This is a genomic window from Paenibacillus sonchi (genome assembly GCF_016772475.1).
Classification (GTDB): domain Bacteria; phylum Bacillota; class Bacilli; order Paenibacillales; family Paenibacillaceae; genus Paenibacillus_AQ; species Paenibacillus_AQ sonchi.
In genome coordinates, this window is record NZ_CP068595.1 from 7,322,848 (window position 1) to 7,341,183 (window position 18,336).

At 39.3% G+C, this 18,336-nt stretch carries 11 protein-coding genes; 6 read left to right on the forward strand and 5 right to left on the reverse strand.

What is annotated here, in order from left to right; translation table 11 throughout:
- Positions 1-22: 22 nt before the first annotated feature.
- Positions 23-6,595, forward strand: coding sequence for an N-6 DNA methylase (locus tag JI735_RS32920; RefSeq protein ID WP_039832573.1), 6,573 nt, complete (start codon positions 23-25; stop codon positions 6,593-6,595).
- A gap of 355 nt (positions 6,596-6,950) precedes the next feature.
- Positions 6,951-7,289: a hypothetical protein gene (locus tag JI735_RS32925; RefSeq protein ID WP_157771227.1), complete on the forward strand. Its 339-nt coding sequence runs from the start codon at positions 6,951-6,953 to the stop codon at positions 7,287-7,289.
- 83 nt (positions 7,290-7,372) lie between these two features.
- Here the strand turns inward: JI735_RS32925 and JI735_RS32930 are convergent, their stop codons facing one another.
- The 5 genes from JI735_RS32930 to JI735_RS32950 all read right to left on the reverse strand — a co-directional run bounded on the left by JI735_RS32930 (position 7,373) and on the right by JI735_RS32950 (position 14,540).
- A complete protein-coding gene (locus JI735_RS32930; RefSeq protein WP_039832574.1) occupies positions 7,373-8,503 on the reverse strand; it encodes a hypothetical protein in 1,131 nt (376 codons plus the stop codon).
- 18 nt (positions 8,504-8,521) lie between these two features.
- Positions 8,522-9,490 (reverse strand): PD-(D/E)XK nuclease domain-containing protein, encoded by a 969-nt coding sequence (locus JI735_RS32935; protein ID WP_039832576.1) that lies wholly within the window; start codon positions 9,488-9,490, stop codon positions 8,522-8,524.
- Between the two features lie 2 nt (positions 9,491-9,492).
- Positions 9,493-10,161 carry a hypothetical protein gene (locus JI735_RS32940; RefSeq protein WP_039832577.1) on the reverse strand — a complete coding sequence of 223 codons (669 nt, stop codon included), beginning with the start codon at positions 10,159-10,161 and terminating at the stop codon, positions 9,493-9,495.
- 294 nt (positions 10,162-10,455) lie between these two features.
- Complete coding sequence (locus tag JI735_RS32945) at positions 10,456-12,387, reverse strand: UvrD-helicase domain-containing protein (RefSeq protein WP_051051392.1); 1,932 nt, start codon at positions 12,385-12,387, stop codon at positions 10,456-10,458.
- Positions 12,388-12,392: 5 nt separating this feature from the next.
- Complete coding sequence (locus JI735_RS32950) at positions 12,393-14,540, reverse strand: ATP-dependent nuclease (RefSeq protein ID WP_325175561.1); 2,148 nt, start codon at positions 14,538-14,540, stop codon at positions 12,393-12,395.
- A gap of 56 nt (positions 14,541-14,596) precedes the next feature.
- Here JI735_RS32950 and JI735_RS32955 point away from each other — a divergent pair, with 56 nt between their 5' ends.
- The 4 genes from JI735_RS32955 (at position 14,597) to JI735_RS32970 (ending at position 18,321) form a co-directional block, all read left to right on the forward strand.
- The gene (locus JI735_RS32955; protein WP_202676832.1) at positions 14,597-15,583 is read left to right on the forward strand and encodes a DUF3991 domain-containing protein; all 987 of its coding nucleotides are present in this window, start codon (positions 14,597-14,599) and stop codon (positions 15,581-15,583) included.
- On the forward strand, positions 15,573-16,265 hold the full coding sequence (locus tag JI735_RS32960; protein WP_202676833.1) for a hypothetical protein: 693 nt from the start codon (positions 15,573-15,575) through the stop codon (positions 16,263-16,265). Before JI735_RS32955 ends, JI735_RS32960 begins: the two co-directional genes overlap by 11 nt.
- Positions 16,246-17,481 carry a MobP3 family relaxase gene (gene mobP3, locus JI735_RS32965; RefSeq protein WP_202676834.1) on the forward strand — a complete coding sequence of 412 codons (1,236 nt, stop codon included), beginning with the start codon at positions 16,246-16,248 and terminating at the stop codon, positions 17,479-17,481. Before JI735_RS32960 ends, mobP3 begins: the two co-directional genes overlap by 20 nt.
- Positions 17,482-17,670: 189 nt before the next feature.
- Complete coding sequence (locus JI735_RS32970; protein WP_051051932.1) at positions 17,671-18,321, forward strand: hypothetical protein; 651 nt, start codon at positions 17,671-17,673, stop codon at positions 18,319-18,321.
- The last annotated feature ends 15 nt before the right edge of the window (positions 18,322-18,336 follow it).

Genomic DNA, 18,336 nt, shown 5'->3' on the forward strand with positions numbered 1-18,336 from the left:
ATTGGAAGGGAGGATAACCATCATGGCTCATGTTACAACACTAAGATCTATCTATCAGTCGGCTGTATCACAAATTTCGCAGTCACCACAAGACTGGATGGATTATTTAAAATTTGCTTCTGGTATTTATAAGTACTCTTTTGATAATGCTCTTCTCATATACATGCAGAATCCAGAGGCTACCATGTTGGCCTCCCTTCCTCTTTGGAACAAACTGGGCCGGTACATTAATCGAGGAGAAAAAGCCATTGGTGTCAGTAACTTTCAGGAGAATAGGCCTCATATAGACTATTTATTCGATGTCTCTCAAACTCATGGGAGAGTCCCTCCTCAACCCTGGAGTTTACAGGGGCTAGATTTGGTTGAACTCGCTCACGGTCTATCCTCCAATGAAACAAATGATCTAGGGTTATGTATTACACAGCTGGTTAAACAGCATATATCATCTTTTGACTTATATCAGGATATAGAGCTGGATATGGTAAATCATCCTTTTGCCACATTTCCTATTTCCGGCGTGCAAGAACAAATGCAGGAATTGATTGCCGCCAGCAGCATCTACTTCATTCATTCTCGGTGTAGGCTTCCAGAGCCAGATTCAACTCCGGTGTTCGATACTATAAACGATTGGAACAATGTACCGCTAATGTCCCGACTGGGCGGCATTCTAACTGAGATTTCCAAAGAGATTTTGCTCGATATCGGTAGGCATATCAAATTAATACAACAAGAAAGGATGGTTAATTATGAACAAAGAGAATTTGAATCTCAACTACAGTCAGCAGACAGACGGACTTTTGTATCCTCTGATACAGATCTCCAGTCAGGCGGAGGCCGACCAACAGCCATTAGGCAAATACGGAAGGATGAGCTTAAACTATCTCAGGAATCATCATCCCCATCGATTAATGAGCCTAAAGATGCAGGGCAATCTGATGAAGAAAATGCACCAAATCGACCAAGAAGCGAACGAGAGGATGCAACAACTGACGGACCAGTTACTCCGGCTTCAGCCGATACCTCAGACCGAAGATACTCTGGAGCGGACACGTCACTTGAACCAGATCAAATCAACAGCAGAGGAATTGGTACTGAACGAGATCATCTTGAGACCCAGATAACTCCCCCTTTCCATACACTATCTTCTGAACCGCCAAACAGCGGTTCTTTTTTATTGCCTAAAAAAAACCAAAGTATAATCACATCGGAACAAGAAATGTTAGAGTATTTGCTCCGCAGTGGTATGGGTTCAATGCAAGGAAAACAAGTCATCTACTCTTACGTATTCGAACACTCGGTTACGAAAGCTCCTGACCTGATTCCTTTGCTTAAAAATCGATACGGGACTGGTGGTGCCAGAGGCAATTTTGGAAAAGGCTTGACCGGATATACTCACTCTGGAAAAGGAATCGAACTAATGTGGTCAGACATTGCAGGTTCCCATGAGGTGCTTATCAACTGGAGAACTATAGCTACTACCCTCCTGCAGCTCATTCAAAATGGAAGCTATGACGATAGCCTACCCGCCTTCCCCCTGCAAGAAGTGGAATGGACATTATTTGATTACGTTCAGCAGGTGAAAGACACTAATAATCAGGCTGATTCTCCTAGAGACCCTATCCACTTTGAACCTATAGAAATCGGATCCACCGAGAATCACAAATCATTTCCTCCTCAGTCCCAAGAAGAAACTGAAAGTACTCCTTCTGTAACTCAAGACCCTCCTATAGTTCCTGCTTCCACACCTCAAAACTTCCATCATAATCCGGAAGTATCCCTGTATCCTTCCGGAGCTAAAAGCAAATACAAACGTAACATAGAAGCAATCCGTCTTCTGAAACTGCTTGAATCTGAACGTCGTGTTCCCTCACCTGACGAGCAAAGGATATTAGCTGGGTATGTGGGCTGGGGCGGACTAGCAAATGCCTTTAATGAGAATGCAAAAGATTGGGAACATGAAGCTGCGGAGTTAAAACATTTGCTGGATGAAAGAGAATATACTGAAGCACTGAACTCCACGATTACAGCCTATTACACAGAGCCGGAGTTAATTCGTTACATCTATCAAGCACTCGAGCGCTTTGGCCTAAATGACGGAGAACACCGTAAAATCCTTGACCCTGCTATGGGTACCGGAAACTTCTTCTCTGTACTTCCTGACACCTTACAGCAAGCAAAGCTTTTTGGCGTTGAACTGGATGGAATCACCGGTAGGATGGCCAAGCAATTATACCCCTCAGCACAAATCCATGTTCAAGGTTTTGAGACAACCAACTTTACTCCAAGCTGTTTTGATGCTGTTATCGGCAATATCCCTTTCAATAACATCCAAGTCTTCGATCATCGCTTTAAAGAAAGCTACTTGATCCATGATTACTTTTTCATAAAATCAATGGAATTGGTGAAGCCGGGCGGGATCATAGCCTTTATCACCAGTAAAGGTACACTTGATAAACAAGACTCTTCGATCCGCAAAGAGTTAGCAGAACAAGCTGATCTCATTGGTGCTATTCGCTTACCGAATACTGCTTTCAAAGCAGTTGCCGGTACTGAAGTAACTACCGACATGGTATTCCTGCAGAAACTGGATCACCCCCTGCAACTGGACCCTGAACAATTCCCAGATTGGATTTCGGTCTCCCGTACACCCGATGGCATTCCGATCAATACTTATTTTGTTCATCATCCCGAAATGGTGCTTGGAGATATGAACTGGGATCGCAGCATGTATGGTTCAGAACGAACTACTGCTTGCCTCCCTAAACCTCAGCAGGATCTATATGCAGACTTAAGCGTTGCTCTTCATTCTCTAAAAGCTCATTTTTCAGCCATATCCGATGACATTCAAATTGAGGACTTAGAGGATGGACAGGAACAAGCGCAACCAGCGGATGCAGGAACCAAGAATTTCACTTACGTGATCAAGGATAATCAGATCTATTTCTGCGAAAATGGATATTTGCTTTTCCAAGACATCAAGGGCAAAAAAGCAGAACGCATTAAAGGGTTGTGTGACATTCGGAATGCCCTCAAAACGGTGATCGACATTCAATCCCGAGAATATGGTTACAACATCTCTGAACTCCAACTGGGACAGCAGCGACTAAATGAAGTCTACGATAAATTTGTCAACAGACACGGGCCCATTAATGATCGAGCCAATACTGCCGCTTTTTCAGATGATGATCAACTCCCCTTACTACGCTCCATTGAGGATATGACACCCGAGAAGAATTGGGTAAAAGCTCAGGTATTCACTAAACCCACGATTCGTCCGAATCGCATGCCGGTACATGCTGATTCAGCTTTACAAGCTCTTCAAATCTGCCTGAATCAGAAGCTCAAAGTAGATCTATCCTATATGTCGAGATTATATGGCAAATCAACAGAAGAGATCTTAGATGAACTTGGAGACCGGCTGTTCCTTAATCCCCAGAAATATGTTGGCAATCGAGACGAAGGCTGGGAACTGGATGAAGAATACTTATCCGGAAATGTAAAAGACAAATTAGCCTATGCCAAGCTGAAAACATCGGAATATCCCGAGTTGTTTGAGCGTAATGTAACCGCCCTGAGTGCTGTGCAACCTGCTCCACTATTACCGGGTGATATTGATTTTCGGATTGGAAGTCCGTGGATTCCAATCAAGTATTACCGTGATTTCATGTATGAGACATTTGGAACGGCAGGATATCATCAATCTGCTGGAAATATCAATGTTGAGTACATGGAATATGCGAACTCCTGGCGCGTCTCCGGCAAATCATTGGAACGGGAATCAATAAAAGTAAACCGCACTTTTGGTACATCGCGGGTAAATGCATACGACATTTATGAAGGCTGTTTGAACCTGCAGAGTATTACTGTTCGTGATCCGGTAACCTATTTCGACCAGAATGGAAATGAACAAATCAAATATGTGGTGAACGCCAAGGAAACGATGATTGCCCGCGCCAAGCAGCAGCAAATCAAAGAGGCCTTTTCATCTTGGCTGTTCAAGGACAAAGACCGGGCAGATATATTACTGGGTATCTATAATGAGAAGTTTAATACTCTCCGTCCACGTACTTATGATGGCAGCCATCTTGTGTTTCAGGGTATGAGTGAAGAAGTGGAGCTCCGGCAACACCAGCAAGACGTTGCAGCAAGAATTATATACTCAGGGACCGCCCTTATGGCTCATGAGGTGGGAGCCGGTAAGACCGCTGCTATGATTGCTTCAGGCATGTATTTAAAGCAGCTGGGAGCCATTCAAAAGCCACTTTATTGTGTTCCCAACCACTTAACTGAACAATGGGCCAATGAGTTTATGCGCTTCTTCCCTGCTGCCAACATCCTGGTAACCACAAAAAAGGATTTCAGTATGCAGAACCGAAATCGCTTTGTCTCTAAAATCGCCATGGGTGATTACGACGCAATTATCATCGGCCACAGCCAATTCGAAAAGATCCCTATATCTCATGAGCGTCAGGAACAATTACTGCAAAATGAAATCAATGGAGTTACCCAGATGATTGATCAGGTCAAAAGGGAAAAGGGTGACAACTGGACGATTAAACAGATGGTCATTTTCCAAAATCAACTTAAGCATCGATTGGAGCGTTTGGTCAATGAGGATAAAAAAGATAACTTGCTCTACTTTGAACAGCTTGGCGTTGATATGTTATTTGTTGATGAAGCGCATGCCTACAAGAACTGTTTTACTTTCACCAAAATGCGCAATGTGGCCGGTATAGGTAAAACAAGTAGTCAGCGTGCCATGGATATGCTCTTAAAATGTCAATACATCCAGGAAATAAATCAAGGCAGAGGTGTGGTATTCGCTACAGGGACACCGATAAGCAATAGCATGTCTGAGATGTATGTGATGCAGCGTTATTTGCAGCCAATGGTTTTAAAGCGACTCGGTTTGGACTTTTTCGATAATTGGGCAGCCACCTTTGGAGAAGTTGTCTCCTCGCTCGAGATGACACCTGAAGGCAGTGGGTATCGCATGAAGTCCCGGTTTGCCAAATTTCATAATCTCCCGGAACTCATGAACATATTTCGCACCGTTGCTGATATTCAAACTGCCGAAATGCTCAAGCTTCCGGTTCCCGAATTGAAAGATGGGAAGCCGGAGATTGTCGTCACTGAATGCTCTCCCTTCCAAAAAATGATGATGGACAGCTTTGTCGAACGTGCTGAGAAAATCCGTAACAATGATGTGCTGGCTACCGAAGACAATATGCTGAAATTAACGAATGAAGCCAAGCTCATGTCCATTGATCCCCGTCTGGTAAACCCTGAGGCTCCGGTTGAATTTGATTCCAAGTTAAGTCGATGTATCAGCAACGTTTTTGATATTTGGGAACAATCCAGATCTGATCGACTTACTCAAGTCATTTTCTCTGATAGTGGCACACCCAAGCCAGGATACTTCAATGTCTACGATGAAACCAAAACACAACTAATCAATAAAGGAATTCCTGAACAAGAGATTGCATTTATCCATGATGCTAAAACGGATATACAACGCGAGGAGTTATTTGAACAGGTTCGCCGCGGTGAAGTACGTATCTTGCTCGGTTCGACACAGAAGATGGGAACTGGCACAAATGTTCAGGATCAGCTTGTTGCCGCCCATCACCTTGATTGTCCCTGGAGACCAGCAGACATTACTCAGCGTGATGGAAGAATCCTTCGGCAAGGCAATAAAAACGAAACGATCCAGATTTTTCGCTATGTGACTAAGGGTACGTTTGATAGCTACCTGTGGCAGATTCAAGAGCAGAAGCTCCGTTATATTTCACAAGTCATGACCGATAAAAGCATTTCCCGCTCCTGTGAAGATGCAGATGAAACGGTGTTGTCAGCTGCCGAGGTGAAGGCTATCGCTACAGCTAATCCTCTTTTAGCAGAAAAAATGCAGGTCGATAATGAAGTGATCCGATTAAAGCTACTTAAGGCCAATTGGAATAATGAGCGTTTGATCATGGAAAGACAAATTTCACAGCAATATCCACGGGAGATACAAGCTTGTGAACATCGCATTGCTCATTTTCAAGCAGATGTTGAATTGGCTGAACAAACAAGAGGCGATGAATTTTCCATTGAGCTTGAAGGGAAAATCTATAATGAGAAACTAGAGGCTGGAGAGTTGATACTCCTTCTTTCGAAGGTGAATGAGTTTAACACCGGAGATACAAAACATATAGGACGTTACCGTGGATTTGAGCTGTATTTAGGTCGCTCCGCTTTTAATAATTCCTGCATCAACCTCAATGGTGCTGAGACATACTCGACTGATTTAGGCGAGTCAGAGATAGGAAATATTACCCGTCTAGAGAATATTATTGAGAAAATACCGGTGAACCTCCATTCTACTGAGCAAAAGTTGCTTGATATTCAAATTCAACTTACTGAAGCAAGGAATGAAGCAAGCAAGTCTTTTGAGTTTGAACAAAAACTCGAGAACATGGTGACTCGTCAAATGGAGATTAACTTAGAGTTAGAATTCGAGGAATTTAATAACCAAACTCAAATCATAGAAGAACAGCACAAAGATAATCAGGTAAAACAATTGCATCAAGAAGCTGAAGAACTTAGTAATTAATAAAATATATATCGAAATAAAGCAATCAGTAGATTTGGCTCAAACATATTACTTTCCAACAGTTATAATCAAAATATATAATAGTGCTAAATGGCTTTAGGTGTCACTCTAACCCTCGCAATGTGAGCGGAGGATAATTTCATTATGAAAAATCGTATTTTGTATGTATTACTAATACAAAATAATACTTCTATTTAGGGTCCTTCTTTAAACTATGAAAACGTATAGAAGCCCATTTCTATGAAGGATCTGCTTGGACAAAAATCCATCCTCCTATTCAAGTAATTGAAAAGCTGATGTTTGAGGAATGTACTTTTCGTGATGCTGAAGTCGCTGAAAACAAAAAACAGTAGAATTGATTTCGAGGGAGGTCAAAATTGATGAACATAATTTATTAGCTAATTTAACCTCACATTCACGAGATAATAATATTGATTTTATTCCTCACTTCAAAAGGAGCAAAAAAGTTAAGAAAGTAAGCCCTGATGAATTAGCTATTCCTTCCTCAGAACTTAGTGATAAAGAACTTAAAAAGCGAATTCAAGCATCAGCGTCTGCTTGCTTTGGAAACCTTAATGCTCATCAATCAATTGAAGTTTTATTAAATCTTGATTGTAAAACTTTATATGATGAATGGTTACACAGATTTCAAGTGAGATATGGAATTATTAAAATTATTGAACTAGAGCTTTAACGATATTTGAAAATCTAAGAGTCAATAAGATTCGCTATTTAAAACAATGCTGACACAGCATAGAGTTCAACTTAAATATCTCATTATTGAGACTCTCTAGTCGCTCCAGCCTCGTCAAAAAATTTCACTTCCGCTCCATTTGCAGAAAAAGAAGCTCTACTCTCTCTTAATAATTTCCGGAAAATTTGATAAAGTACATTTTTAAATTCAAACAAAATATCATCTTGAGTTCTCGGTTCAAAAACCGTACTTTCTTCCACTGTTTCTTCAAATTCCTCAACAAAAAATCCTGAGTTAACCATTTTGGTTTCACATTTTTCTGGTCTGCTCTTAAATTCAATAGCAACATCAATAAATCGAGCATCTTCAATATTTTCAAATCTCATTGTTGCCATCGAAAAATAAAAACCACTATCAAGTGTACCCTGTACAAAACTATTTTCAATAAGGTTCTTGCCATCTATAATTGCCGAATTTATCCCTTGAAGCTGATCTGCAGAAATAGGATTCTCTTCTGATTTAGCCCCCTCCTCATCACGTTTCACTTTAAGTTTCTTAATTTCTTCAAATCTCCAGGGCGAGTGATCGTGCTGAAAAAATTCATTAAACAATTGGATTCTCTTCTCACAAGATAACATTTTTAAGCTAATCTCAGAAAAATCCAATTTTAAATCATTATTCTTTTGATGGATGTAGTTGATTATTTGAGTAACTTTGCTGTAATCGTTACTAGCCACCGTATCAAAATCTAAACTACATGTGTCCTTTTGATAATTAACAGTTACTTCTACCCTTCTATCTGTTCTATCTAATAAATCAATCATACTAGGTTTATATTCTGTATAATCAATCGTGAATTTCCATCCCCCAGTACTATATTCTGTTACAGTTACTTTTGTATGTTCTTCATCATTCTCTAGTTGTATTCCATTCATTTCCAACAGCACATTCTTAAGATCATCAATTTGTTCCTTTGGCAGTTCGATCCTTCCGGTCTTTTTGTAATTATGTTCTGTTTCAATTTTTTCCTTAAGTTTCAGAAATTTGTTTCGTGAAAAATAGTGGTCTGCTCCGATTTTTGCGACATCCTTTCTTTTTACTGCTTGAATAAGTATTCCTTGTTCTTGGAAGAAGCTTCTTGAGTCTTTGTTGTTCATAAATTGCTCAATTACCTTTCTAACATGAAATCTATTAGGGTATTTTTTTAGTTGCATATTCTTTCCTCACTTATACTATTTATTGTATTCTTCAGGTACATTAGCAAGCTTGATCATGTAATCAATATTAACTTCTAAATCAGATTCTTGTTGGCTCAGTTCATTTCGTTTTGATCTAATGAACTGTTCGATTTGTGGTCTAAAGATTGTGTCGTCATTATACAAATGAATTCTTAATTCAGTTGCATCTTCAAGTTGGAAAGGTTGTATGCAGGAATACATGAAATTCAATTCTTCTAAGGTTGGCGCTGTAAAAAAGAAAACATGGCTGACTTCACTTAAAAGACTAATTCCTCTAAACACCTTCTTCTCTTTGCTTTTAGCAAAGATATAACTTGAGAATAGGTGGACTATATTGACATGATCTCTTCTTGTAGGCGAACTCTTCCCCCCACTATATGTATCACTTGGATAGAAAAATTTAAATTCCGTAGTATCGGAATTACTACGTAATACGTTCATTTTCTGTATTAAAGAACACCACTTTAAAATTTCAGTGTTTGAAGCCACATAGATAGTAACAGGGTTACTTCTCTTTGCAGTAAGTCTTAATCTCTTGAGGTACTCTCTATACTTATTCTCCTCAAATAGCTCAGGTTCATTGCACCATATCATTAGAAGTCCTGTTCTTACAGTTGGACATTCCAATTGTTGTAATACTTCACTCGAACCAGCGCATTCAATTGTCATTTGCAGCTGTTTAACAAATTCCTCAATTTGCGTTATGTTTATTCCATCCCATTTTCGATGTTTAGATTCAACTATCAGTCCGATATCCTTTTTACTATAGGGATCATAAAAAGAAAACACTAGGTCAATTCCGTGAGGATTAACCCTATCCCTTGTCTTTGTTTTGTGTGCAGTTTTGTTCACACAGCTAATATCAAAATTGGAGTCACCGACCTGGGTCCATCCCAAATTCTGTAAGATGGTTTTTGATTGTATTGTCCATCTATCTCCTTGATATTGTTGTTCTTCTGACAAAATTACTCCTCCTCAAAAAAGCTCAGAATCAATTCCTTTAAATCTTCTATGTCATTACTTTTAAACGAATCATAATTCAGTTTCATTGAACCGTTGATAAAATCAATATTTAGTTTATAGCACGTTTTACCATAGTAAATTTCTATACTCGTTTTTGATGGAGATGATGGTACTTTACTCAAAATTTGTTGAGCATCTATATTTGTTTTAACATTTAAAGTAAGCGAATTTAAATTCACATTCAAAAATTCAACATTGCAGTATTCTACACTTTTAATCTGGTACATTTTGGTTGAGATTTTATTTAGGATTCCCTGCATTTCAACTTTAGAAGAAAATAGTTTAATATGTGCCTTCTTTTCTAAATATCTTTCTAAATTACTGCATGCCGCTTTGCTACCGTAAATCACAATTCGTTTGTTATACAGAGAGATACTACAACTAGCTTTATAAGTCTTACTCAAAATTTCGGGGGTTTCTTGTTCAGTGATAAAATCATAGAGTAGTTCTACAGAACGAAAAGTTCGAAAATACTCTAGTGTAATATTTTGTTCATTAACAGATAAATCGGTAATCCATTCTTCTGAATTTTCTAGCGACGAAGATTCATTTAACTCATATAAAACATTTACAGGAAAGCTATTAAATGTCCGATATAACGCAGTAAACATAAAATACACCTCTTCTTTAATAATACAAACTTGAGACCTTATAGATCTGCTTTTTACAATAAACAGATATCAAACAAGAACAAGTGTTCTGTATTATTATAACAAGGATTATACTTCCAATAAAGTCGAAGCATGAATACTTTTAATATTTTTAATAAATCTGTACTTATCTTCTCAATATAATTTGGTAGCTCGATCATTATATCAAATACTTTATGGGAATAATGTCGAATAATGAAAAATCAGAAACCCCTTAAATAGTAAATAAATATTGCTAACTCCCCTTAAAATCCCTCAGTTCTCATTTTCACCAGTGAAATCTCTAACCTTAACATTTGCTTCTTGCAAGAGTTGGTACAAAGATGAAATATTATTATTTGACTGAGGTCTTACTTGGATATCTCCGAAGCGCAATACTTCTCTTGAATTGCTGAAAGTGAAGAAGCACTGTGTTTTTGCCCTTGATAATGCAACAAAAAAAGTGCACATATCAGCATGTCTCTGTGTTCTAAACGTCCAAAATGCATCGTCTTCTAAACCTAAAAATATAACCGTATCATATTCCAAACCTTTACTTTTATGAATCGTCATAATTGGTACGCTAAAAAGACCTAGGAAATCAGATATAGAACTCTCCCAATCTATATATTTCTCATAAGCATCGGCTAATTTCCCCACAGTATCTTTGATTAGTCTATTAAAATATGTTCCCTTCGAGTATTTTGGATACAATCGAAATAACTTCTCTTTACCTATATAAGAGAAAATTCCATCAATAATCATCTCAATTCCTTGCTCACAAAGTTCCCTATCGCTAGGCATTTCGTTTAATGCACTTTTTATTTGTATAATGTGTTCATTAAGTTCTAATTCCATCCTAAATATTTGGTGATGTTCTAATTCAATATCGTACCCATCAATATAAACTAACAAGTCTGATACTTTTATCCATGATTCATGAGATTTACCCATTGTCGCCAGTTTAAAAAAATCAATGATTATTTGTACGCATTCTTCAGTAAGTAGATCTTGGTATTCCTTTTCAATTCTGGCGTGGACCCCTTTTCTCCCCAGCTCTTCAATTACAAAGTTTGCATATACCAGTTCTTGTTGTTTTACAAGTATACAAATATCTCGGGGAGCCACATTTTCTCGCTGAATTCTTTTAACGATACTTGAAGCCACAAAAACAGCTTCATCAATATGAGTATTAAAATTCCAAATTTCGCATTTTCCGTCTTTCTCCATGTTATTTAATGAAACTACGGCCTCAGTCGAAGTTTCATTAATTATTTTCGCCAACACGTTCTGAACTTCAATAAGCCTGGGAGCGGATCTATGATTTTGAGTTAATTCAATTTGGCCTGCATGAAAATCACGTTTGAACTGTTCAAAGGAATCCGAAAGGGCTCCTGCCCATCCCATAATTCGTTGCTTATCGTCTCCTACACTTGTCAGAACTGCGGATGATTCCAAAAAAGTCGTCTTTACCAACTCATATTGAAGATAGGTTGTATCTTGAAATTCATCCAAAAAAACATGACTATAGGTTTTCTGAATCGCTTTTTTTATTAAAGGATTATTTTGCAGTAGAAAATCTGCAAGTTTAGATATCATTGGAAACGTCAACGTACTTGGCAGCCCATTTTTTCCATGCACCATAATATCCCAGAGTTTTTCTAAAATCCAGGTATATATATCATCTCCATCTTCAAAAATGGGCAAGCTATCTTCTGACAGACGTCTAAATAAAACATTGAAATTAATTTCATATTGCCAATTAGGATAATTCGGATGACGCTCAGTTATATATCCAATTGAAATATCTTGTATTTCTCTTTGAGTAAATGCTAAATTATAGTTTTTTTCTGGTCGGTAAGATTCAGGAATCCCTAATCTAAAATGATCAAGAAGGTGTTTTGCAAATGAATCATATGTCCTTGATTCGAATCTTGACGCAAGCTCCTTACCACACCTTAATTCCACTCTCTTTTTTAAATTTTCCGCTGCATCTGCTTTAAAACTAATAGCTAATATTTTCTGAGGAGATAAACATAAATTTGTTTGCAATAAATAACAAGCGCGTTGGGCTAGTAGCTCAGTTTTCCCGGCACCAGGACCTGCCAAGATAAGATTATTGATCTCAGCTTTGACCGCTATTGTTGCAGTCGATTCCAGCGAAATCCCATCTACCGGTCTCCAGTCTTCTGGACTAATATATATCATAAGGTTTATGCATTCCTTTCTATCAGTTCCCTTACCCTCTCAACAAGCTTAATAAAAACTTCTGGCATTAATGTGAGAAATGTATCCTCATCTATTTTTAATAAGGCTTCAATATGGGTACTTGGTTTGCTTCGCCCAAGAAATAAAGTGTTATACCAAACCATTAGTTTCTGTTGTTCTTCTGAATATGTATGTCCCGTTGCTTTTTCATTTTTTAACGCTGCAATAATCCCGCCTTTTATTTTCTTTTCGTACTTTTTGGGTGTACGAACACGATTTGGGAAGCTAGGCCCTCTAGGAACTGTTTCTTTATAGAAAGTAGGGAAAGTTTCTAGCATAAGGAAGTCCAAGTCCATTGGTGCTGAAAAAAATACATTAAATTTATCATCCATCAATCTTGGTATCCAAAAATTATTCATTGATTCTATCCAATCTGGTTCCATTGAATATTCGTCAAACTCTTCAAGTTCAACGTCAGTAAGAATTTCTTCTCTATCATTATCTTCTGGATACCATACCTTTAATAGTTCCTCGCGTTCTCGACCATTTAACAATAACTGCTTAATGGCATATTTGATTCGACTCCACCCACCGCCACCCCGTTCACGGTCCAAATCTAGTAGTGTAATATGCGGAATATCTAGCTCGTTAAGTAGTTTCCACATGTGATTTACATGTCTACCACCCAATGGCACAATAGAAATACCATGATCATCGGGATTAACTCCATACATCTCTAATATCTTAGGAATAACAATCTCCTCAGAATCACCTTCTCCCAAAATGACTAATCTCGAGAAATATATTTCTGGATAGGCTCTCACTGCTTCCTTAATATATGTGAACGCATCTGATGTCTTATTAGGTAAAATTATCTTTCTGACTTTTGTTGTAAAACTAGAGGAATCAATTCTCAGATGTGCTAAATCTTCTGGATCAACTCGTTTAACAATTGAAGCACTATGAGACGTTAATACAACTTGTGCATTTTCCTTTAGTGCTATATCCTTTAAATTCCCCATAACTCTACCCAATAAGTGTGGAGAAATATGATTTTCCGGTTCTTCTACAGCAAGAAGCGTCAAAGATGCAATTGAACTTCCAGTAATTCTCATTTCCGCTTCTAATAACGACGATACCAATGATAAATAAAACAAAGACCTAAGTCCATCGCCTAACTTATCAACACTATATTCCCCTAATTCATGAGTTGGAGAAAATGAGACCTCAATTTTTTTTAATATTGAAGCTAATGTTGAACTGTTAAATTGTAGTTTCGCATCTTGATATCGAACATCTTTATGGTATTTCTTCCATTCCTCACCAATAACACTTCTAATCTGAGCAACTCCATCTATCTCATCAAAAAATTCGTTAACAGGCTCCATCTTTGTTTTTATAGTTGTGTCAATATTATCTGGCCAACTGATGTTATTTAAAATTCTCCAAAGAATTGTACCTGATGCATTTTTAAGTTGCAAAGAAGGTTCTCTTACTGCAGGCACATAGATAACTTGTATTGCCGAACGTTGATGTGGAGTGACTGGTACCAAATCCTCATCAGATTCATCAGTTTCTTCAGCTACGGTCACAAAGTACAACTTCTGTTCGATATCACCATCAGGGGTATTACCAATCGTCCAATTTGCAACTAATCTCACACGCAGATATGGCGCTTCGCCAGTTGAATTAACAACTAGATGATTAAAAAAAGGGGGGATAGTATTAACTATATGACCTTCTCTTGGACTATCTACTAATTCAGGGAACTCTATTCGTGCTTCAATTGATAAGTTTTGTTCCCTTATCGACTCTATTGTACTTTGATATGGAACATGAAAGTCCGATCTTTCAATTGTTCGATCATGTGCTGACACACCAAAAAGTTTTACTAAACCATGTATTAATGCAGTTTTACCTGAAGAGTTCTCTCCCACAAATCCAGACATTTTTTTCAACGTTATTGTAGTACCTTCATCACCAAAACTTCTGAAATTTTTCAAGTATAACTTTGATATTTGCATGGTCTTTCCCCCAATGGCTTTTTTACTATTAATGATTAATAAAAACTCAAATGCTACTTTTATACCTAATTTGCATGACTTTATTACTAATTTCGACAATTCCCTAGTTATTCCTTTTTTAAAGTTCATTTTAATAGATCACAATAAAAATATTATTTTGGATTTCATTGCTTATGGAGGAAATTATGATAAAACCTTCTCTTATGCAAATTCAAATCAGACAAGCCCATAGTATCAACCTTATCAAATTTGCTAAATTGCATGGCTACATCCTCGAAAATGGTGGCCGCCGCGCGCTTCATGCGAAGCAAAGTGGCGGTCTTTACTTTTTCAAAGACAGCAATAAGTACTATCACTTCTCCACCGATACCCACGGCGGCCCAATTGACTTTGTAATGCAATTCTGGAATATGAATTTCAAAGAAGCTATAGCTTTTCTACTGGAGAGCGAAATCCCACGCTTCACTCCTCTGCTCCATTCTCCTCAAACAGCCGGCCAACTCACCCTTCCAGACAAGGCATCCAACTATAGGCGAGTCGCTTGGTATCTCGTACACGTTCGAGGAATTGACTCCGAAATCATGTCCCAACTCATGCACGATAAAAAGCTTTACCAGCAATCCAAAACCGGAAACTGTGTTTTCATCGGATACGATCCTGATGGAATTCCTAAGTACTGTTCGATGAGAGGTTGCAACCCTAATCGCCCTTTTAAGCAGGATCGAATACATTCAGATAAAAGCTACCCCTTTCTCATTCCTGGTAGTAACAACAGTTCGCGGGTTTACGTATGTGAAAGCCCCATCGACGCCATGAGCCATGCCACACTCACCAAGCTGAACGGGCTGGACTGGCGAGCAGATCATCGAATTTCCCTCGGGTGTTTATCAGATAATGCCTTAGAGCGCTTCCTATCCCAACACACTATTCATGAAATCATCTTTTGCTTAGACAATGATTATAACGCCACTTATCGAGATGGCAGCCCGGCTCCCAATTGGGGACAAGAGGCTGCCTTTAAATTTGCCCATACGTATGATGAGTTAGGATATCAGACCAGTATCCAGACACCACTTAATAAGGATTTCAATATAGATCTGGTTTCTATGCGTCAGGCCCCACTCAAAGCGAAATCACCTATTCATGAGGAGGATTGTGATTATGAACTTTAGACTTTTTTCTCATTGGATAAGAGAACTGCCGTCCCACTACCAGAGGGCACCGCCCGGTGGTGGTGGTGTAAAGGCAGGAATAGCAAAATGTCATTTTGCTAGAAAACAGCGTGGAAGCAGAGCTTCCACCGACATTTTTAGTGATTTTCACCCGGCAAACGAATGTCGCTTAAGAGTACCCCAAAGGGAAGGAGATGCCATGGCACAAGCTGAGAAAACCATACAGATCACCGTCAAGCTCCCAAAGAAACAATATGAAGCATTGAAAAAGTATGCAGCTACCAAGCATCTCAGTATGGCAGATATCGTACGTGCCTTTATTCAAAAGGGGATGTCTGTAGATGCCTATACCGAAGAGATTGATTTCATCACTACTATTATCCGCCAGGAGATCACCATTGCCATCAATAGTTTGAGTAACCGGTTAGCCGGACTGGCTAGCAAAGACCTCATCATGTCCGCCGCCTCTTATTACTCCACCATTGCTATCATTGCGGATTTAATCGATATGAATCGTTATACAACATTCCGGGAGATTGAGAAGAAGGCTCGGCAGCTTGCAGTGGAATACATGAAGATGAAGCTCACTGATGTGGAGAAGCTATTCCTCTCCGGTGATGGTTTTGAGCAGGATGCTGAGCGACTGCGCGGAGGCGATATCGATGTCGGCTCTGATCTATAAGCAACGCTTCTTCCATCCTAATAAGCCCAAAACTGCAGTCAGCAATTACTGTCATATTGGTTATATCGCCACCCGCCCCGGTGCAGTTCGGCATGATGCGAAAAACCATGGTCTATTCGGAAAACTAAAGCCCGGCGAGATGCAGATATTTGATTCCTGGCAAGAAGTGGCACGAACTGTCCGAGATATTTCGCAGCAAGGCAAAAACATGTTTCGTGGCATTATTTCTTTCCGCAGAGAAACTGCAATGGAACTAGGACTATCAAACTTCACGGCATGGCAGCAGTATATCGAACAGCACATTGCCACACTTGCAGCCCAAAACCAGATTAAAACAGAGAATCTATGCTGGGCTGCCGCCTTTCATAACGAAATAGATCATCCTCATCTTCATGTAGTGTTCTGGGATAAGAAACAAGAAATCATGAAGAACTACACTTCTCCCCAAGTCCCCAATCGTATTCGCAAACAGCTGATTAAAGACACGTTCGCTTATAAAATCAAACAGTTTATTGCCATGCGGGATCAGGCCAAATCTGGAGTATCCGAGATTACCGATCAATTGGTATCAGAATTTGAGAACTATCTGAAGCAGTTGAACCCAAAAGCATTTCGAGCATTCCAGCAGCGATTCGAAATTGATGATGAAGACTCTCTTCTCCTCTTTCCCAAACATCATTTGGTGGAGCCCTCTTCTGTCAAGAAGTTGGCTGAACAGCTTTTTCAACTGCGTCAACAAATGCCGAAATCCGGACGACTTGCGTACAAGCTGTTGCCTCCTGAATCGAAAACACTGCTGGATAAGTTTGTACAGAACATCTTGCAAGAGAATCGCTATCTGGATCAGATGGTAGATGATTACGTTAAGGCCAAAATAAACCTGGCAATGCTTTATGATTCTATTCCAGATCATTTGAATAGGCAGCGTGCTAAATATCAGGCTGAAGCAGAGAAACGTATCGCCAACCGCATCCTCTCCACGGTTCGCAACATCATCCAGCTAGAGAAGGATGCCAGCTTTAATATCAAACAAGCTAATTGGCAGTATGCCATGACAGAGCAATTAGTGCTTGAGCTGCTTAACATGATGGAAGGCTTGGCGATGAATGCCCAAATGGATTACGACGACAAAAGCAAGCTAATGGGAGGTGACTTATCGAAGCAGGCTAAGAAAGAATGGCTCCTACGGAATAAGGATAAAGGATTCGATAGGTAATGTGAGTCTCCAACCACACCGAAAGGAATGATCAAATGTTTTTTACCAATGGAAAGCTGCAATCGTTTGAGAAACTGATGCGTCAAACTCCACGGAAACATCGACCACCTTCAGAAGACAAACCGAAACAACAACCTCAAGTAATTCCTTCTCAGGAGAGTCCATCTCAGCTTAAGGAGCAATCGGCGAATGGAGATCAATAATCGAATGAAGGAGGTGCTGGAAGTAGAACTCTCCCGTTTGGGTTTGAATATACGGCGTGAATCGTCCTCCCTTCTCTCCGTTCTTCAAAAGAATGACCCTATCGCATTTATTCATGATAATGGTGAAATTCATTATCCAGCTAATGCCGAAGCTGCACTTGCTCACCAGATTCCAATCATTGTCGGAAAGATCTGGGAGATAGAGAGTACCTATCGTAATGCTGCCCAGCTTGGAATCTCCAGTTTGAACAGTTACCGAAGTATGCTGGAATATAACCATCATGTGTTAGCCGGCCGCTACGACGGGGACGGTGAGTTTCGCTTTGTTACATGGGAGATGAATAGCGAGCGGACTGGATTTGCCATGGGCCATTATTTTTATCGCAACGAATACGAGAAGGCAAAGGACGATTTTCTAATGCGGAGTGGATTACTCGACAAGGGTAGACTGTTTGATATCGATCAGCTCAGTTCGCTTTACGCCGCTCTGCTCTATCGCAGTATCAATGATTCCACACTAGGGCATAACGAAAAACAATCCATCGACCTCCTTCTACAGAAAATCGAGTCACTGACTCCCCATTCTTCAAATCCCCTTCATTCGCCGCTTCAAGCTGAACTGGATCTCGAACAGTAGCCTTTCTTGAAGGAT

What these genes read in the sequence shown, in the direction of transcription:
- JI735_RS32920 (WP_039832573.1), top strand. Translation starts at nt 23, where the DNA reads ATGGCTCATGTTACAACACTAAGATCTATCTATCAGTCGGCTGTATCA.
- JI735_RS32930 (WP_039832574.1), bottom strand. Translation starts at nt 8,503, where the DNA reads ATGCAACTAAAAAAATACCCTAATAGATTTCATGTTAGAAAGGTAATT.
- JI735_RS32940 (WP_039832577.1), bottom strand. Translation starts at nt 10,161, where the DNA reads ATGTTTACTGCGTTATATCGGACATTTAATAGCTTTCCTGTAAATGTT.
- JI735_RS32945 (WP_051051392.1), bottom strand. Translation starts at nt 12,387, where the DNA reads ATGATATATATTAGTCCAGAAGACTGGAGACCGGTAGATGGGATTTCG.
- JI735_RS32950 (WP_325175561.1), bottom strand. Translation starts at nt 14,540, where the DNA reads ATGAACTTTAAAAAAGGAATAACTAGGGAATTGTCGAAATTAGTAATA.
- JI735_RS32955 (WP_202676832.1), top strand. Translation starts at nt 14,597, where the DNA reads ATGATAAAACCTTCTCTTATGCAAATTCAAATCAGACAAGCCCATAGT.
- JI735_RS32960 (WP_202676833.1), top strand. Translation starts at nt 15,573, where the DNA reads ATGAACTTTAGACTTTTTTCTCATTGGATAAGAGAACTGCCGTCCCAC.
- mobP3 (WP_202676834.1), top strand. Translation starts at nt 16,246, where the DNA reads ATGTCGGCTCTGATCTATAAGCAACGCTTCTTCCATCCTAATAAGCCC.
- JI735_RS32970 (WP_051051932.1), top strand. Translation starts at nt 17,671, where the DNA reads ATGGAGATCAATAATCGAATGAAGGAGGTGCTGGAAGTAGAACTCTCC.